The 17986-nt window shown below is 25.9% G+C and carries 18 protein-coding genes, 1 other RNA gene and 1 other annotated feature; of the genes, 6 read left to right on the forward strand and 13 right to left on the reverse strand.

Features of this window, described 5'->3' with window-relative positions:
* Positions 1–61: 61 nt before the first annotated feature.
* A complete protein-coding gene (locus tag D3Z33_RS03005; protein WP_160196299.1) occupies positions 62–253 on the reverse strand; it encodes a hypothetical protein in 192 nt (63 codons plus the stop codon).
* 160 nt (positions 254–413) lie between these two features.
* Between D3Z33_RS03005 and D3Z33_RS03010 the strand changes: the two genes are divergently transcribed.
* Both D3Z33_RS03010 and D3Z33_RS03015 read left to right on the forward strand, forming a co-directional pair.
* Positions 414–2168 (forward strand): ABC transporter ATP-binding protein, encoded by a 1755-nt coding sequence (locus tag D3Z33_RS03010; RefSeq protein WP_160196300.1) that lies wholly within the window; start codon positions 414–416, stop codon positions 2166–2168.
* Between the two features lie 12 nt (positions 2169–2180).
* Entirely contained in the window at positions 2181–4274 is a 2094-nt protein-coding gene (locus D3Z33_RS03015) for an ABC transporter ATP-binding protein (RefSeq protein ID WP_160196301.1), read from the forward strand.
* A gap of 12 nt (positions 4275–4286) precedes the next feature.
* On the opposite strand, the gene D3Z33_RS03020 is transcribed toward D3Z33_RS03015, so the two are convergent.
* Complete coding sequence (locus tag D3Z33_RS03020; RefSeq protein WP_160196302.1) at positions 4287–4529, reverse strand: hypothetical protein; 243 nt, start codon at positions 4527–4529, stop codon at positions 4287–4289.
* 111 nt (positions 4530–4640) lie between these two features.
* On the opposite strand from D3Z33_RS03020, the gene D3Z33_RS03025 reads away from it, so the two are divergent.
* Positions 4641–6191: a putative polysaccharide biosynthesis protein gene (locus D3Z33_RS03025; protein ID WP_160196303.1), complete on the forward strand. Its 1551-nt coding sequence runs from the start codon at positions 4641–4643 to the stop codon at positions 6189–6191.
* 20 nt (positions 6192–6211) lie between these two features.
* Here D3Z33_RS03025 and ssrS read toward each other — a convergent pair.
* A non-coding RNA gene (gene ssrS, locus D3Z33_RS03030) (6S RNA) lies at positions 6212–6389 on the reverse strand.
* Between the two features lie 77 nt (positions 6390–6466).
* Positions 6467–6769: a hypothetical protein gene (locus D3Z33_RS03035; RefSeq protein ID WP_130806463.1), complete on the reverse strand. Its 303-nt coding sequence runs from the start codon at positions 6767–6769 to the stop codon at positions 6467–6469.
* Between the two features lie 153 nt (positions 6770–6922).
* Between D3Z33_RS03035 and D3Z33_RS03040 the strand changes: the two genes are divergently transcribed.
* Positions 6923–7630 (forward strand): hypothetical protein, encoded by a 708-nt coding sequence (locus D3Z33_RS03040; RefSeq protein ID WP_160196304.1) that lies wholly within the window; start codon positions 6923–6925, stop codon positions 7628–7630.
* Between the two features lie 248 nt (positions 7631–7878).
* Here the strand turns inward: D3Z33_RS03040 and D3Z33_RS03045 are convergent, their stop codons facing one another.
* Positions 7879–8772, reverse strand: coding sequence for an RluA family pseudouridine synthase (locus D3Z33_RS03045; protein ID WP_160196305.1), 894 nt, complete (start codon positions 8770–8772; stop codon positions 7879–7881).
* 88 nt (positions 8773–8860) lie between these two features.
* Here D3Z33_RS03045 and D3Z33_RS03050 point away from each other — a divergent pair, with 88 nt between their 5' ends.
* Complete coding sequence (locus D3Z33_RS03050; protein WP_160196306.1) at positions 8861–9679, forward strand: NAD(+)/NADH kinase; 819 nt, start codon at positions 8861–8863, stop codon at positions 9677–9679.
* A 38-nt stretch (positions 9680–9717) separates the two neighbouring features.
* Here D3Z33_RS03050 and pepF read toward each other — a convergent pair whose 3' ends face one another.
* The 7 genes from pepF to D3Z33_RS03085 all read right to left on the reverse strand — a co-directional run bounded on the left by pepF (position 9718) and on the right by D3Z33_RS03085 (position 15991).
* On the reverse strand, positions 9718–11511 hold the full coding sequence (gene pepF, locus D3Z33_RS03055; protein WP_160196307.1) for an oligoendopeptidase F: 1794 nt from the start codon (positions 11509–11511) through the stop codon (positions 9718–9720).
* 12 nt (positions 11512–11523) lie between these two features.
* The gene (locus tag D3Z33_RS03060; protein ID WP_160196308.1) at positions 11524–12246 is read right to left on the reverse strand and encodes a zinc dependent phospholipase C family protein; all 723 of its coding nucleotides are present in this window, start codon (positions 12244–12246) and stop codon (positions 11524–11526) included.
* A gap of 93 nt (positions 12247–12339) precedes the next feature.
* Positions 12340–12693: a hypothetical protein gene (locus D3Z33_RS03065; protein ID WP_160196309.1), complete on the reverse strand. Its 354-nt coding sequence runs from the start codon at positions 12691–12693 to the stop codon at positions 12340–12342.
* A gap of 22 nt (positions 12694–12715) precedes the next feature.
* Positions 12716–13159 (reverse strand): cell wall hydrolase, encoded by a 444-nt coding sequence (locus tag D3Z33_RS03070; protein ID WP_160196310.1) that lies wholly within the window; start codon positions 13157–13159, stop codon positions 12716–12718.
* Between the two features lie 109 nt (positions 13160–13268).
* Positions 13269–14264, reverse strand: coding sequence for a tryptophan--tRNA ligase (trpS, locus tag D3Z33_RS03075; protein ID WP_160196311.1), 996 nt, complete (start codon positions 14262–14264; stop codon positions 13269–13271).
* A gap of 45 nt (positions 14265–14309) precedes the next feature.
* Positions 14310–14514: a binding site (T-box leader), on the reverse strand.
* 49 nt (positions 14515–14563) lie between these two features.
* Entirely contained in the window at positions 14564–15076 is a 513-nt protein-coding gene (gene tpx / locus D3Z33_RS03080) for a thiol peroxidase (protein WP_160196312.1), read from the reverse strand.
* Positions 15077–15154: 78 nt separating this feature from the next.
* Positions 15155–15991, reverse strand: coding sequence for a DegV family protein (locus tag D3Z33_RS03085; protein WP_160196313.1), 837 nt, complete (start codon positions 15989–15991; stop codon positions 15155–15157).
* Between the two features lie 144 nt (positions 15992–16135).
* Here D3Z33_RS03085 and D3Z33_RS03090 point away from each other — a divergent pair, with 144 nt between their 5' ends.
* The gene (locus tag D3Z33_RS03090; protein ID WP_160196314.1) at positions 16136–16984 is read left to right on the forward strand and encodes a DegV family protein; all 849 of its coding nucleotides are present in this window, start codon (positions 16136–16138) and stop codon (positions 16982–16984) included.
* A gap of 26 nt (positions 16985–17010) precedes the next feature.
* Here the strand turns inward: D3Z33_RS03090 and D3Z33_RS03095 are convergent, their stop codons facing one another.
* Positions 17011–17967, reverse strand: a complete 957-nt coding sequence (locus tag D3Z33_RS03095; protein WP_160196315.1) for an NAD-dependent epimerase/dehydratase family protein — start codon at positions 17965–17967, stop codon at positions 17011–17013.
* Positions 17968–17986 lie beyond the last annotated feature (19 nt).

The raw sequence follows: 17986 nt of genomic DNA on the forward strand, positions 1-17986 counted from the left end.
ATAAAGATATTAAAAAAGCGGACATATATATATCCGCTTTTTCTAAAAAATTTATATAATTTTATTTTTCATCCATTTTTTCTAATATTGCTTGTAACCTTTTAGCTTGTACTCCACTTTCTTCTGCAAACATTTTTAAGGTTTCTCCTATTTCTGTATCTCTAATATTTTTAGAAAAGGATTCATAGTCTCTTACCATTTCTTGTGCATCTAATAACTTCTTTTTTATAATATCTTTTTCACTCATTTTCATAATTCTCACCTCCTAGATATATATTTACCTATGTATATTATTATTATGTATAGAGTGTTTTTATAAAAAGTATATTAATAAATTTATTAATATACTTTTTATTTATAATGTAAAGGGTATAATACTTAGTAATGCGAAATTATAAAAACGGAGGTAAATTATGAAGCATTTTAAGACTTTAAAAAATTTTCTTTTAGAACATAAAAAAAGATATATCTTAGGAATAATATGGTTAGTTATAGTAGATATTTTACAGTTAATATTTCCACAAATATTAAAAAAGATAACTGATTTATTGCAATCAAATCAACTTTCTTTAGATGAATTATTAAATTATGCAATGTTAATAATGTTATTAGGACTAGGTACAGGTCTTGGTCGATATTTTTGGAGAATTTATATTCAAACTACTGCAAGAAAAGCTGAATATTATCTAAGAAATAGATTATTTTCACATTTACAATCTCTTTCTACAAATTATTTTAATACACATAAAACAGGAGATTTAATGGCTCATGCTACAAACGATATAAATGCAGTAAGAACTGCCCTAGGACCTGGAGTAGTTATGATTATTGACTCTGTATTTATAACTATTACTACATTAATAATGATGATTAAAACTACTAATCTATTATTAGTAATACTTGCCTTATTTCCATTACCTTTCTTAGCATTTAGTGTTCAAAAAATGGGTAAAGTCATACATAAACGTTTTAGAAATGTGCAAGAAACATTTTCTGATCTTTCTGATAGAGCACAAGAAAATTTTGCTGGTGTAAGAGTAGTAAAGTCTTTTGTCCAAGAAGAAGAAGAAATAAAAAAATTTTCTAAAGTTAATAAAAATAACTTTGATAAAAATATGAAGTTAATAAAAGTATCTGGTTTACTAAGGCCACTTATCCAATTTATATCAGGAATTAGTTTTTTAATTGTTATATGGTATGGTGGAATTTTAGTAATAGAAGGTCAAATATCATTAGGAGACTTTGTAGCATTTAATAGTTATCTATCATTATTAGTATGGCCAATGATGGCTATAGGATGGGTTATTAATATTCTTCAACGTGGTTCTGCTTCTATGGAACGTATAAATAATATTTTATTTGAAAAACCTGATATTACAGATTCAGATAATACATTAGATACCATTAATAATATTGATGGTCATATTACTTTTCAGAATGTATGGTTTAAATACCCTAATTCTAATGGCTATGCCCTTAAAAATATAAATATTGATATTAAAGAAGGAACTACATTAGGTGTTGTTGGTAGAACTGGAAGTGGCAAAACTACATTAGTTAACCTTATTTTAAGACTTTATGATATAGATAAAGGAAATATTTTTATTGATAATATTCCTATAAGGAATTTTTTAATAAAAAATTTAAGAGAAAATATTGGTTATGTTTCTCAAGATAATTTTTTATTTTCAACAACAGTAAAACAAAATATATCTTTTGCATTTGAAAAAGATATTGATGATAACAAAATATATAATGCTGCCAAAAAGGCTGAAGTTTATGATAATATAATTGACTTTCCAAATGGTTTTAATACCTCATTAGGAGAAAGAGGTGTAACAATGTCAGGAGGACAAAGACAAAGAACCGCCATTGCAAGAGCCATTATTAAAGACCCTAGCATTTTAATATTAGATGATAGTTTATCTTCTGTTGATACTCAAACTGAAGAACGCATACTTAAAAACCTTAAAGATGTTATGGAAGATAAAACTAATATTATTATTGCCCATAGAATATCTACAGTTAAAAATGCTGATCATATCATAGTCTTAGATGAAGGTGAAATAGTAGAAAGAGGTACTCATGAAGAATTAGTTAATAATAATAAAATTTATAATGATATATATGTAAAACAAATGTTAGAAGAAAAAATTGAGAATATATAAGGTGGGGATATTATGGAAAATATACATGAAGAAGAACAATTAAATAAAGCTTATGATTCTAAATTAATGAAAAGACTCTTGTCTTATGCCAAGCCTTATTGGAAACTGCTAACTATTTCAATAATTCTCTTGATATTTGTTACATTAACAGATTTAGCTCGTCCTTATATAATTAAAATTGCTATTGACAATCATATCTCTGCTATAAATGAACCTATGTATGTATACGATTTAAATGAATCACCTGTTGATGGTATTGAATTTGATGGAAAAGAGTATGTAAGAAAATCAAGACTTGAAGATATTGATAATTCATTTAATAACATACAATTATCTACATTAATAAAATATAAAAATAAATATTATTTAGTAAATGGCAATATAACAGATGATTTTAATGATATAAGTATTACTAACAATGATATAAATACAAATATTATAATTAATAACAATACATATTCTGCAACTAGATTAACAGATGAAGAATATAGTCAATTTAGAGAAGAAGATGTTTCTAATTTAAATAAGCTAGCTTTGATATATTTATCAATTATTTTTATAGGTTTTGTTTTTAACTATACGCAAACTTATATATTAAATTATGCTGGCAAAAAAATAATTTATAATATTAGAGAAGAAGTATTTACTCATATACAGAAAATGTCACTCACTTTTTTTGATAATAATCCTGTAGGACGATTAGTTACAAGAGTTGCTAATGACACAGAGAAATTAAATGAAATGTATACAGAAGTATTAATAAGCTTTTTTAAAGATGTTTTTATGCTTATTGGTATAATAATAATAATGCTTCAAATGAATTTAAAATTAGCACTTATGAGTTTTACCGTTATTCCGTTTATAGTTATAGCATCTATAATATTTAGAATACAAATTAGAAAGGTATATAGACTTATAAGAGTAAAGCTTGCCAAAATAAACTCAACATTAAATGAAAATATAACAGGAATGCAAACTGTTCATATTTTTGCAAAAGAAAATAAAAAATTTAGAGAATTTGACAATATAAATAAAAGCTATTTTAATACTACAAAAAAAGAAGTTAAAATATTTGCTTTGTTTAGACCTTCCATAGAAATTATACGATCACTCGGTATAGCACTTATAATATACTATGGAGGTGGACGTACTATTTCTGGTGCTATAGAATTTGGAGTATTGTATGCCTTTATAAATTATCTACAGCGATTTTTCCAACCAATTATGGAGCTTACGCAAAAATTCAATATATTGCAATCTGCTATGGCATCTTCTGAAAGGATATTTCAAATTCTAGATAAAACTGAAGATATAAAAAATATTAAAAATGCTAAAAATCTAAAAAAATTTAATGGTAAAATTGAATTTAAAAATGTATGGTTTGCCTATGATAATAAAAATTGGGTTTTAAAAAATGTTAGTTTTACAATTAATCCTGGAGAATCCATTGCATTTGTAGGAGCTACAGGTGCAGGTAAATCTTCCATTATAAATTTAATTAATCGTTTTTATGATATTCAAAAAGGTAAAATATTAATAGATGGAATTGATATAAAAACTATCGATAAATACTCATTAAGAAAAAGAATAGGTATTGTTCTTCAAGATGTATTTTTATTTACAGGAGATATAAAAGAAAATATAAGACTAAATAAAGAAAACATATCGCTAAATGATATTAAGTATGCTGCAAAACATGTTAATGCTGATAATTTCATTGAAAAACTACCTAAAAAATATGATGAACCAGTCATGGAAAGAGGTTCTACCCTTTCATCTGGGCAAAGACAATTACTTGCATTTGCAAGAGCACTTGTTTATGATCCAGACATACTGGTATTAGATGAAGCTACTTCAAATATAGATACAGAAACTGAGGTTTTAATCCAAGATGCTTTATTAAAATTAATAAAAGGAAGAACTTCTATTGCAGTAGCTCATAGACTATCTACAATACAACATTCTGACAAAATAATTGTACTTCATAAAGGTGAAGTTAAAGAAATAGGTACACATCAAGAATTACTAGACAAAGAAGGCATTTACTATGATCTATATAGATTACAATATAAGGAAAACTTTGATATAGAAAATAGCAAACTATAAATAAGGGTGGAGTTAAATCTCCACCCTTTGTATACTTATCCTCTTATCATGATTACATTCTTTACATTTAAATAAATGGGTACATTCATTTTTGCTTACTCCATCAACTAATTGTGTTATATCATTGGATAAATAAGGACTATAATTATCTAGATAATCTACTATTGGTCCCTGATCAATCATATCTCCTCCACATCTCTTACAATTTTTAATTATTTCTTGTATTCCATTACATAAAGGACATACTTCTTTCAAATATTATCACCTCTTTAATGTTTATAATATCGAATTTATCATTTTATTATACATTTTATATAAATGATTTGAATATTTATTAAATATATAATTTTTCTAAGAGGTGATATATTGAATAAAATCAAATTCATATATGGTGCTATAATTTTAGCTTTAGTAAATTTTTTAGTTAGAGCTATGGGATTTGGATATAAGATTATTTTATCAAAAATAATAGGAGCAAAAGGAATAGGTCTTTTCCAATTAATAAATCCTATTCTAATGCTATTTTTAACCATAACTACTGCTGGATTACCTATAGCTGTTACTAAACTTGTTGCTAAGCAAGAGGCCAAAAATAATAGTTTAGCAAGTAAACAAATATTGAAAGTTTCGATCTATATTACAATTTTATTTTCACTGATTTTAAGTTTAATATTATTTTTACTATCCCCATTTATAAGTTCTAATATATTAAAAAATAAAAATACATTATATTTCTTATACTTTTTAATTCCAGCAATCTTACTAATTTCTTTATCTTCTGTAACTAGAGGATATTTCTATGGATTAAAGAAAATGGCTATCTCAGGATCATCACAAATCATTGAACAAATAACAAGAATAATATTTGTTTTACTCTATTTATATTTTTCTTACCCTATAGATTCTACCTGGGGAGCTTTTATAGCACTTTTAGGAATTAGTATAGGAGAATTTTTTGGACTACTATGGCTATTTTTAAATTATAATATTATAAATTTTAAATCTAAAAAAAATATTGTAAATAAGAAATTATCATCCAAAGAAATAATAACTTCATTATTTTTTATTGCTATGCCAATAACAATATCACAATTTTTTCACGTTTTATTACAGATATCAAATACAATATTAATACCTAGAAGATTGATATTAGCAGGTTATACAATGGAACAATCATTAGAAATATTTGGAAGAGTAGCAGGTATGGCCATGCCTTTTGTATTTTTACCATTCATTTTTACTGGAGCTTTAGTAATGAATATAATACCAAATATATCAGAGCAAATTAGTAAAAATAATTTATCTGATGTTGAAAAAAGTTCAAGTTTATGTTTAAGAGTGACATTCATTTTAACAATTCCTATAACTTTAATATATATTTTTTATTCTATACCAATAACTGATTTTGTTTATAATGATGTTTTAGTTGGAAAATATTTATATGTCCTATCATATAGCACTATATTCTTATCACTTCATCACACGGCCTCTGGTATATTACATGGATTAGGAAAACAAATACAAGCAAGTATAAATCATTTTATAGGTATGAGTATACAACTACTTGCAACTTTCTTTTTAGTCTCAAACCCTAACTATGGAATATATGGATTTCTTATTGGTTTCTTAGTATGTTCTATTGTGATGTTTAGTCTTGATTTTATAACTCTTAAAAAATATATTAAAATAAAATGGGATATTACAAATTTCATATTAAAACCTGTTATTTCAGGAGGTATAATGCTACAGTCTATTAAATTAGGTTATTATTTTATAAATCATTTTCAATTAAATCAATTTTATATAATAATTAATTATTTAATATCAATATTTATATATTTCATTCTTTTGATTATAACTAATGCATTACCTATTAATATAATATTAAAATTATTATCTAAAAAAAGACATAAATAAACCCTTAAGCTGTGCTTAAGGGTTTACCCGACATGCCGTCATGCTCATTAATTCATACCCGCTACTCTCGCAGGTGGGTGCTCTGCTAATAAGTTCTGATGTCCTTTAAAAGGCATACCATACATTATCAGACTCCAAACTCCCATATTATATATGTCGGTTGAATTAAAGAGAATCTAACGAACATATCAGGAAATTATCTTTAAATACATTATACTACAAAATTCATAATAAATAAACTGTTAATTTATACTACTAACTTTAATACTCCATAATTATTCTGATTCATTGTTTAATACTTCTAATAATTTATCAAGTTTTTTATTTTGGCTTTCATTTAACATAGGTCTTAATCTTTCTAGTTTTTTTATTTTTTTCATAAATTCCTCTTTATTATTTTCTTGAGATAATTTTTTATTTAAATTTATTATCTCAAAATATAATTCATCTTCAGACTTATCAGAATATTTACTAGCTAAATCCTTTAACTTCTCCATATCTTTATCTTTAGGATTAACAGTTGATTTTAACTTATCAACTAATTCTGATATATCTTTCTTTCCTTTTTTATCATCCATTTTAATTCCTCCTTTATAATATCTATTTAAAAGATATGTATTATAAAGTTTCATTATTACAAACAAAATAAAGATATTAATTTTATCACAAATTATATGTTAATCTCATATAATATTATACAGAATTTTAATCTATAGCAAGGAGGTAAAAATGTGAATGATCTCTCTACAACTTTCAAAGAAAAATATGAAAACATACTAGAAAATCCAATAATATTAATTTTTCTTATCCCAATTATTAAAAAATTTTTATCACAAGAAAATCGTAATATTTTAAATTTAAACTTTGATCATTTATCAAAGAATAATTTCTCTAAAATATTTGAAAAAATTGATATTTTAGTTAAAGTAGCTCCTTATCTTCCTAAAGATTTTATAAATATCATAAATAAATATCTTCCTATTTATGATAGAATTAGCAAAGCATTTATTGTTATGGAGTTTTTCCAAAGAACAAGTACTGTGTCCCCTGTTGTTGTTGCTAATGACTTAAATTCAAAAGAAAAAACAAACAGAGTTACTTACATATTAAAAGAAGAATTACCCCAAACAGAGTACCAGAAAATAAGTCCTTTTATTTCCATGGCAACTAATTTAGACATGTATAAAGGAATTCTTAAAATATTAACTAATATAAATACATCTAATAATAATTCTGATTCTAATAATATTGATAACTTAATTGATGTTATAGGGCCTATACTAGCTAACAATAACCAGAAAACCGAAACTTCAGAAGGTAAATCTCCAGATATTAATAAACTACTAGGTTTGTTAGATTTATTTAATAATGATGATGAAAGTAATAGTGAAAATCAAAAGGAAGAAGATAATAAAAGTAAAGATAAAAATATAGGTTAATTTCAAATATCACAATTATCTAATTTTTACATATTATATAGTGTAACAAATATTACTGTTCGGAGGGATTTTAATGTCAAATAAAATTTTAGGCGGATTTTTTGATGGGGAAAATGATTCTACTTTATTATTTTTCTTTTTATTATTAGTTGTTCTATTTACTAATTGCTATGGTGGATATAAATACTAATACATTGATTTTAAGTCAATAATTAAAGTGAAATGATTAGTTGTTTTAAAACAACTAATCATTTCACTTTTTCTATTAATGCTTTTATATCGTAAGGTAAATCTGATTTTAATTCTATTTCTTTTTTATCTCTAACCCTATTGAATTTTAAATAATATGAATGTAAAGCTTGTCTAGATATGAAATCACTTTCTTCACCATATAAACTATCCCCTATAATAGGATGACCTAAGTATGATAAATGTACTCTTATTTGATGAGTTCTTCCTGTAAGAATCTTGAGGCTTAAAATAGTAATATCTTTAAACCTTTCCACAACTTCAAACTCTGTTATAGATTCTTTTCCACTCTTATCTACTACTTGTTTAATACCTTCTCTAGATTTCATAATCGGAAGATTAATTATTCCCTTATTTTCTTTTACTACGCCTTTAACAACTGCAATATATTTTTTTATTATATTATTTCTAAATTGTTCTGCCATTTGTCCGTGGGCATAAGAATTTTTTGCAACAATCAATATTCCTGAAGTATCCATATCTAACCTATTTACTAGTCTTACCTTTTTATCTATATTATTCTTTTTAAAATAATAAACTATACCATTTGTAATAGTATCTTGTGGATGATTTTTAGTTGGATGAACTAAGATATTAGGCTCTTTATTTATAGCTATAACATCAACATCTTCATATATTATATTTAAATCCATTTCCTGTGGTTTATACACATTTTGTTCTTTTTCAAACTTTATAGTAATGATATCATTACTATAAACATAAAATTCATTACTTAAAGGTTTATTATTTATAAATATATTTTTTTGTCTAATAAGTTTTTTAAATAATCTTGATGATAGATTCATTTTATTGTTTAAAAAAACTTTTAATTTTATTTCTTTTTCTTCAACTTTTAAATTTATAATATTATGGCTTTCTTTGGGTATAATCATATTATCATTCCTTTTAGTTTTTTTATATAATTTATTGTATAATGTAATTAAAAGCTTTATTTCTGTATTATTTAAGGAGGTTTTTTAAATGAATAATTCTACATATAAAAATAAAAAGATAAATGTAATATATAATAAAGATGAAGAGTCGTCAAATACAGCTGCATTATTAAAACAAAAATTAAATATTAGAGGATATACAGTCACTAAAAATTATGATACAGAAGCAATACTAAATATATGTGTTGGTGGTGATGGTTCATTCTTAACAGCAGTACATCATTATGGATTCCCTGATATTCCATTTGTAGGGATAAATACTGGACATTTAGGTTTTTTTCAAGAAATATCCCCTACAAATTTAGAAGAATTTTTAGATAAATTAGACTCTAATGACTATATAGTTGATTCTTTATATTTAGTTGAAGCATTAGTATGTACAAGAACAAGTTGCATTGATCTTATAGGAATTAATGAAATTGTCGTAAAGGGAATAGAATCTAAAGTTATACATCTAAATATTTCAATAGATAATACATATCTTGAAAGATTTAGTGGTGACGGGGTAATTATATCTACTCCTATGGGAAGTTCTGCTTACAATTTTTCTTCTGGTGGAAGTATAGTATATACTACTTTAGATGTACTGCAATTAACACCACTAGCCCCTATAAATTCAAAAGTATATCGTTCTCTTACTACTAGTGCAATAGTTCCAAGTGATATGGAAATAAAAATAGCTCCAGAATATAGAGATGAAAATTCAATACTTATAACAGTCGATGGAAATCAACATAAATATGAAAATATAACTGAAATTAGTTTTAAACTTTCTAAAATGACTATAAACCTACTCAATATGGGTAAAAAAGATTTTTGGAGTAATGTCAGAGATAAATTCTTATAAAATCTTATATAAATAAACTCCCTTTTAAGGGAGTTTATTTATATAAGTCTTTCCATTTTATCTACTAATTCACCAAAAAGTTTTAATGCATCATCTACAGGTTTCTTTGTAGTCATGTCTACCCCAGCCTTTTTCAATACTTCTATAGGATAGTCTGAACTTCCACTTTTTAAAAATTCTAAGTATTTTTCTACTGCTCCCTCTTCATTATTAAGTATCTTCTGAGACAAATAAACTGCTGCTGAAAAACCTGTTGCATATTGATATACATAAAAATTATAGTAAAAGTGTGGAATTCTTGCCCATTCCATTGCTATTTCTTCATCAATAACTATTTCTTCTCCATAATACTTTCTATTTAAATTCTTATATATATTACTAAAAGCTTCTGCTGTTAATGATTCTCCCTTTTCTGTTTTTTCATGTATTATCTTTTCAAATTCCGCAAACATTGTTTGTCTGTATATAGTACCTCTAAATTGTTCTAAAAAATGATTTAAAAAATATAATTTCTTTCTTGGATCAACTTCATTTTCTAACATATAATTTATAAGAAGAGCTTCATTTACAGTAGAAGCTACTTCAGCTACAAATATACTATATCCTGAATATATATAAGGTTGATTATTCTTTGAAAAATAACTATGCATTGAATGGCCCATTTCATGTGCAATAGTAAACATATTATCCAATGTATTTTGATAATTTAATAATATAAATGGCTTTGAATCATATGTTCCCCATGAATATGCTACACTTCGTTTTCCTTTATTTTCATATACATCTATCCATCCAGAATCAAACCCTTTTTTAGCTATTTCTAAATACTCTCTTTTTAAAGGACTTAATCCTTTTAATACAATTTCTTTAGCTTCTTCATATTCTATATCCATATCTATTTCTTTTACTATTGGAGTATATAAATCATAAAAATGAATATCTCCTAAGTCAAGAGCTCTTTTTCTTATTTCTATATATTTATGCATCTTATCTAAATTATCATTTACCGATTCTAATAAATTATCATATACTTTTACAGAAATATTATCTTCATCCAATGCTGCATTTAGTGATGAATTATATCTCCTAACTTTAGAGTAAAATATATTTTTCTTTATATTAGTGTTTAAAATACTTGCAAATGTATTTTTATAATTCCCATAAGTCTCATATAATGCTTTAAATGCATCTTCTCTTACTCTTCTATCTTTATTCTCCATTAGAGGTATAAATCTGCCATGAGTAATCTGTATTTCTTCGCCATTTTCATCCTTTATAACAGGAAATTCTAAATCTGCATTATTAAGCATAGAAAAAGTATTTTCAGGACCATTTGCAATATCTCCTACTCCTGCTATTATAGCCTCTTCTTTTTCACTTAATATATGTTCTTTTTGTCTGAAAATTTCATCTAAGTAATGAGAATATTCATTTAAGCCAGGATTTTTCTTCTTAAATAGCAAAATATCTTCTTTATTTAATTCTAAAATCTCAGGTACTATAAAAGAAGAAACTTCACCTATATTTACCATTAAAGTTGTTGCTCTGTCAGTAAATTCTTGATATTTGGCATTATTGGTATCTTCATCTTGTTTCATTTTAGCAAATGTGTATACATTACTTACTGTTCTAGAAATTTCATCTTTTAATCTTAATAACCCCAATAAATTATCTGGATTTTTAATTACATTTCCTTTAAATAATTTTAATTCTCCTATTAATGATTTAACTTTTTTAAAATCTTTTTCCCAATCTTCATCATTTTTATACATAGATTCAATATCCCATTTAAAATTAGAATCTATTTCATCTCTTAATTTTACCTTACTCATTTACACACATCCTTAATTTATATTGTTTTTATTATCATAATACTTTACATCTTTTAAAAATTTTATCATACATCCTGCAGTAGTTCTCTGTGCAAGTGGAAGTGAACATTTTGTTATTTTATAATATCTTTCTCTTGAATTTTCCAAATCCTTATACTTTTTATATTGTTTTAATGCGGTTTTAGCATTAAAAACTATATAACTATTTAATTTTTTAAATTCTATTGGGCTTTTACTTGTTCTAAACTCCTTTACTATATCATATGTTGTCTTTACAAAATTTTCATATTGTCTATGATTATCTAAAAGGCGTATATTTACATGTTGAGGTATTGTCATATCTTGTATTATATGAAGTGATGCTCCTAAATAAAACATAGACCTACTTTTATAACCTTTTTTCCAATATGAAATTGCTTTTTTATAATAATTATTTGTCAAATTCTTTGCATTAGAATGGCCAAACATCCCCCTACGTTTAGTCGGACTATAAAAATGACTTGTACTTTTGAAATCTTGATCAGCCCAAACTGCTCCTCTATTTACTTCTTCTAAATAATGATTATATACTTCAAATTCTTCTATATAATTATTATCAGCTAAGAGCTTCATTGACTGATAGTTAATAAATCTATGAACTTTGCATTCTGTAGTTATTATTTTCTTTTTAAATGGATTTAAAGCCCATAAGACAGATTTAAAAGCCATTCCATAATATTTTTCAAATCTATTCATATTATATCATTCCTTTATGAATATTTATTCTATAATATATATATTACCCAAAAAAGCATAAAAAAAAAGGTGACAAGTCACCTTTTTTTTGTTTTATCTTAATACTTTTACAAATTTAATTGAATATAAATCTCCAATTATATAATCATCAGTTTCTGCTTCTTGTAAAACTACATAATCTACTCCCACATCTAGTAACCTACCTTCTTTATCTAAAAAGGTATTTGTTCCTATTAAGAAATCTATTCTTACATATTCTCCTATTAAATTCATTAAATACCCTTGTAAGTATTCTTGATCTTTAAATACTGGAAGTGGCTCTCTGTCTTCCATATCTGGCTTTGGAATATTAGGGTTTACTGGCCTATTAGGATAGTTATAATTAGGCATATTTGGATTATTTGGCATAGGGTTATAATTAGGCACGTTATAATTCTTTGGATACATTTATGAAAACCTCCTTGATATTTTAAGTTTCTTTATAAAGTTCAGTTGGATCAAAAAAACAATGTTTTCTTATTCTGGTATTTATCACCCCACTTCTATTCCGTGGAAAATAAGTAGGACATTCAGGGACAAAAGGATTCATATACCATAAAGAGTTTACAATATTCCATTGCTTATTACCTGACAAGGCCCAATCTGCTATTTCATAATGAATCTGTTCCGGAGGACTAGCCCAAATTGTTTGAGGGTTTCTTCTTCCTCCTATAACATTTCTTACACAATCAAATTGTCCTTCTTGAAATATTACATTTCTTAAATTCCCCATATTCACTCTTTGGTATTCTCCATAGGGAATATGAACTCTATTCATAACTACAGTAGCAACTGCCTTCATTCCAGTGTCTCCCTCTCCCCCTGCCTCACATTTGATAATTCTAGCTAATAATTCTCTTGCTGACATTGGCATGGAAATCCCTCCTATCTAGCTACTATTAGTATATTTATAATCTTTGATTTTTGATACACTTAATTAAAAAGACTTGTTAATAACTTTTGTTATCAACAAGTCTTTTATTTTATCTAGGAATAAATCCAGTTTTTTTATAAACTTTTCTAAGAGTTTTACGAGCAACTCTACTAGCTTTTTCACTTCCTTCTTTATATACCTTTTCTAAATAAGCTTTATCGTTCATATATTCTAAATATTTTTCTCTTATGGGTTTTAAAGTATCAATTATAATTTCTGAAATATCCTCTTTAAATTCTCCATATCCTTTTCCAATATATTTATTTTCAATATCTGAAATCTTTTCTCCAGTTAATTTAGAGTAAATTGTAAGAAGATTTTTAATTCCAAGTTGTTCATCTGAGTATCTAACTTGATTTATTGAATCAGTTATACTTCTCTTTACCTTTCTTCTAATAGTATCTGGGTCATCTTTTAATAATATATATCCATTTTCATTTTCAGCTGATTTTGACATCTTTTGAGAAGGATTTTGCAAATCCATTATCCTAGCTCCAACAGTAGATATAAGTGGATCTGGTACTTTAAATGTTTCGCTATATCTATTGTTAAACCTAGAAGCTAAATCACGTGCAAGTTCTAAGTGTTGCTTTTGATCTTCCCCTACTGGAACTGAATCCGTACTGTATAATAAAATATCTGATGCCATTAGCACAGGATAAGTTAATAATCCAGCATTTAAGTTCTTTTCATTTTTCTTGATTTTATCTTTAAACTGAGTCATTCGATTTAATTCACCTAAATAAGTCATTGAAGATAAAACCCAGGATAGTTGAGTATGTTCTGGAACATGTGATTGAATAAATATTGTAGATTTTGAAGGATCTATTCCACAAGCCATATATAATGACATAACTTCTAATGTTCTTCTCCTTAAGTCTTTAGCTATTTGTGGTACTGTTATAGAATGTAAATCTACAACACAATAATAACAATCATATTTTTCTTGCAAATCTACCCAATTTCTTATAGCTCCTAAGTAATTACCTAATGTTAATTCACCTGAAGGCTGTACTCCACTAAATATAACTTTTTTTTCACTCATATTCATTCTTCCTTTCACAAAATAATAAAACCCATTGTCTCTATATATAGAGACGATGGGTTAAGTCGCGGTACCACTCTAATTGACATTTAGTCATCTTTTATCCTATAACGGGGAAAGCCGTCAAATTCTACTATTTTTCAAATTTGAACTCCTAAGTCCATTCAGCAAATACTTAACACTGATCTTCCACCATCACCAGTTCGCTATAGAAAGATTTTTGCTTACTACTCTTAATCAACGCTTTTCATTTATTTAATTTCATATTATATATTATAATGTTAAATTTGTAAATAAAACTATATCAATTTTTTAATTTCTTCTAATGCTTTATCATAATTAGGATGATTAGTTACTTCATCTAGATATTCTACATATTCTATTTTATTGTCTTTATTTATAACTAAAACGCCTCTTGATAGCAATCTAAATTCTTCTATAGTAAACCCATACTTATCACCAAAGTCTAAATCTTTATGATCTGATACTACTTTTATATTTTCTATACCTTCTGCCCCACAGAACCTCTTTTGAGCAAAGGGTAAATCTACAGATATTGTTACAATAAACACATCATCAGACAATTTTGTTGATTCTTCATTGAATCTTTGTGTTTGTAATGAACATACACCAGTGTCTATTGAAGGTACTACAGATATAACTTTTATCTTTCCCTCTGTTTCATTATAGAAATCAAATTCAGATAAATCTTGTTTTAAGGCTTTAAAATTTTCAGCTTTATCACCTATTTTTACTTGAGTCCCTTTTAATGTAACTGGTTTTCCACCAAATGTTATATTTTTATTTGTCATTGAAATCCCTCCAAAACTTTATTAATAATTCATCTATAACATATATTACCCAAATAAAAATTATTTAAAATTAAATCCTTAAAAAGCTATTATTATTCCACCTTCATTTGCATATACTGTACTAATTCCTCTAGCTTCAACTATAATTATATCTTTAAATTTATATTTTTTCAGAATATCCTCTTTTAATTTCTTGGCTCTCTCATATGCATTAACATGTGAAATTCCTAATATCTTTTCACTAAATTTAGTGTGCTCTCCTTCTTCTTCTATTACATCTACAAGCTTAGATAGTGCTTTATTTGTACCTCTTGCTTTCTTTACTAACCTTATATTACCATCATCTGTAGAACCCATTATAGGCTTTATAGAAAGAGCAGATGCAATACGTCCTTTTAGTTTGCTCATTCTTCCAGCCTTTATTAAATTATCTAATGATTCCAAAACAAAAAAAGTTTTCATTTCTTTTATATATTGATTTGTCTTTATAACAATATCATTTTCAGAAAAATTTTTATTAATTAACTCATCTATCTTAATACAAGTTAGAGTTTCCCCAACTGAAGCACTTAATGAATCAAATACATGAATAAATTTATCATTTGCTTCTTCTAATATCATATTTTTTGCCATCATTGCACTGTTATAAGTACTACTTAATGCTGAAGATAAAGTTACAACAAAACTTTTATCATCTTGTTTATATTTCTCAGCAAAATTCATAGGAGATGGACTAGCTGTTTTAGGATAATCATTACTATCTTTCATTTTATTTATAAGTTCATCTTTATCTAAACTCTCATCATCTATAAATTCCTCATCATCTATTCTTATAGTTAAAGGAACTAAATCTATATCTATATTATTCTCTAGTTCATCATTTAAATCACAACAACTATCTGCTATTATCTTCATACTTGTTTCTCCTTTACATTTTTAATTTAATATTATAATATCATATTATCAATATATTGAATAGAATTATAAATATTTATCATATTATTATATGTATTTAGATAAATCTATTATATATATTTATAGTTTTGAAAGGGGAAAATAATGAATAATATTAAACTTTTTTCTGATAGTACATGTGATTTACCCAAAAAATTATTAGACAAATTAAATATCTCTATAATACCATTATATGTTGTGTTTAGAGATAAAACATTTAAGGATGGAAATGATATAAATGTTGAAGGATTATATGAAAAAGTCGATGAGTTAGATATTTTACCTAAGACTTCAGCGCCCTCTCCTATTGATTTTTATAATGCTTTTAAACCTTATATAGATAAGGGAGATTCTATTATATATATCGGCCTTTCTTCAAAATTATCATCTACAATTTTGAATGCTAAAATAATTGAAGATGAATTTCAAGATTCTGATATAACAATTATAGACTCTAAAAATTTATCCGCTGGAATAGGATTATTATTACTTAAAGCATATGAGCTTATAGAGTCAGGTATGGACAAAGAAAATATAGTAGAAGAAATTAAAAGTCTTGTTTCAAAAGTAAAAACATCATTTATTGTAGATGATTTTGATTTTTTACATAAAGGGGGTAGATGTAGTAGTATACAATCTTTAATGGGAGGACTTCTTAAAATTAAACCTATATTAAAAGTTAATGATGGTAATATAATACTGGGTCAAAAACCTAGAGGTAAAAAAAGAAAAGCAATTGATTTAACTTTGCAAAATATTTATAAAAATAAAGATTCTATTGATTTAAATAGAATAATAGTTGGTGAGTCAATGGCTATAGAAGACTCATTATATATTAAGGAACAATTAGAAAAAAATATGAACTTTAAAGAAATATTATTAATAGAAGCAGGATGTGTTATATCTAGCCATTGTGGCAAAAACACTACTGGAATATATTATATAGAAAAATAAAATAGCGGCTTATATAAGCCGCTATTTTATTTTTCTATATTTAATTTCTCTCTTAATTTTTCTAGCATATCTTTGGTCATGGATTCTAAATCATATTTAGGATTCCATCCCCATTCTTCTTTTGCAGCACTATCATCTAAAGAATTTGGCCATGAATTTGCAATTTTTTGCAAGTCACCATCTACATCGTAATCCATTGTAAATTCAGGAATATGTTTTTTAATTTCATTAAAAATCATTTCAGGATTAAAACTCATAGCTGTTACATTAAATGCATTTCTATGTTTTAGTTTGGTACCGTCTGCTTCTAGTAAATCAATTATAGCATTTATTGCATCTGGCATATACATCATATCCATATAAGTATCTTCATCTAGAGGACAAGTGAATTTTCCTTTTTGTAACGCATCATAATATATATGAACTGCATAATCAGTAGTTCCTCCACCTGGAAGTGCAGCATAAGATATTAAACCTGGAAATCTAACTCCTCTTGTATCAACTCCAAATTTTTCATAATAATAATCACATAAAAGTTCTCCAGATACTTTTGTAACCCCATACATTGTATTAGGTCTTTGTATCGTGTCTTGAGGAGTATCATCTTTTGGTGTGTTTGGACCAAAAGCTGCTATAGAACTAGGTGTAAATACACCACAATTATTTTCACGAGCAACTTCTAATATATTAAACAATCCATTCATATTAACTTCCCATGCCATAGTTGGTTTCTTTTCTCCAACTGCAGATAATATAGCTGCTAAATTTATTATCCAATCAACATCATATTTTTTTACTACTTCATTTAACCTATCATAATCAGTTATATCTACAACTTCAAAAGGACCAGATTCTACTACCATAGTGTCTCGTTTGCTACGTCCACTAGCTATTACATTTTCATTTCCATAACGTTTTCTCAATTCCATAGTTAACTCAGAACCTATTTGTCCTAAAGCTCCTGTAATCAAAAACTTTTTCACTTACAACACCTCCAAATAA

Source organism: Senegalia massiliensis (genome assembly GCF_009911265.1).
GTDB lineage: Bacteria > Bacillota > Clostridia > Tissierellales > SIT17 > Anaeromonas > Anaeromonas massiliensis_A.

What these genes read in the sequence shown, in the direction of transcription:
- D3Z33_RS03010 (WP_160196300.1), top strand. Translation starts at nt 414, where the DNA reads ATGAAGCATTTTAAGACTTTAAAAAATTTTCTTTTAGAACATAAAAAA.
- D3Z33_RS03050 (WP_160196306.1), top strand. Translation starts at nt 8,861, where the DNA reads ATGAATAATTCTACATATAAAAATAAAAAGATAAATGTAATATATAAT.
- D3Z33_RS03015 (WP_160196301.1), top strand. Translation starts at nt 2,181, where the DNA reads ATGGAAAATATACATGAAGAAGAACAATTAAATAAAGCTTATGATTCT.
- tpx (WP_160196312.1), bottom strand. Translation starts at nt 15,076, where the DNA reads ATGACAAATAAAAATATAACATTTGGTGGAAAACCAGTTACATTAAAA.
- D3Z33_RS03035 (WP_130806463.1), bottom strand. Translation starts at nt 6,769, where the DNA reads ATGGATGATAAAAAAGGAAAGAAAGATATATCAGAATTAGTTGATAAG.
- D3Z33_RS03065 (WP_160196309.1), bottom strand. Translation starts at nt 12,693, where the DNA reads ATGTATCCAAAGAATTATAACGTGCCTAATTATAACCCTATGCCAAAT.
- D3Z33_RS03060 (WP_160196308.1), bottom strand. Translation starts at nt 12,246, where the DNA reads ATGAATAGATTTGAAAAATATTATGGAATGGCTTTTAAATCTGTCTTA.
- trpS (WP_160196311.1), bottom strand. Translation starts at nt 14,264, where the DNA reads ATGAGTGAAAAAAAAGTTATATTTAGTGGAGTACAGCCTTCAGGTGAA.
- D3Z33_RS03045 (WP_160196305.1), bottom strand. Translation starts at nt 8,772, where the DNA reads ATGATTATACCCAAAGAAAGCCATAATATTATAAATTTAAAAGTTGAA.
- D3Z33_RS03085 (WP_160196313.1), bottom strand. Translation starts at nt 15,991, where the DNA reads ATGAAGATAATAGCAGATAGTTGTTGTGATTTAAATGATGAACTAGAG.
- D3Z33_RS03005 (WP_160196299.1), bottom strand. Translation starts at nt 253, where the DNA reads ATGAAAATGAGTGAAAAAGATATTATAAAAAAGAAGTTATTAGATGCA.
- D3Z33_RS03090 (WP_160196314.1), top strand. Translation starts at nt 16,136, where the DNA reads ATGAATAATATTAAACTTTTTTCTGATAGTACATGTGATTTACCCAAA.
- pepF (WP_160196307.1), bottom strand. Translation starts at nt 11,511, where the DNA reads ATGAGTAAGGTAAAATTAAGAGATGAAATAGATTCTAATTTTAAATGG.
- D3Z33_RS03070 (WP_160196310.1), bottom strand. Translation starts at nt 13,159, where the DNA reads ATGCCAATGTCAGCAAGAGAATTATTAGCTAGAATTATCAAATGTGAG.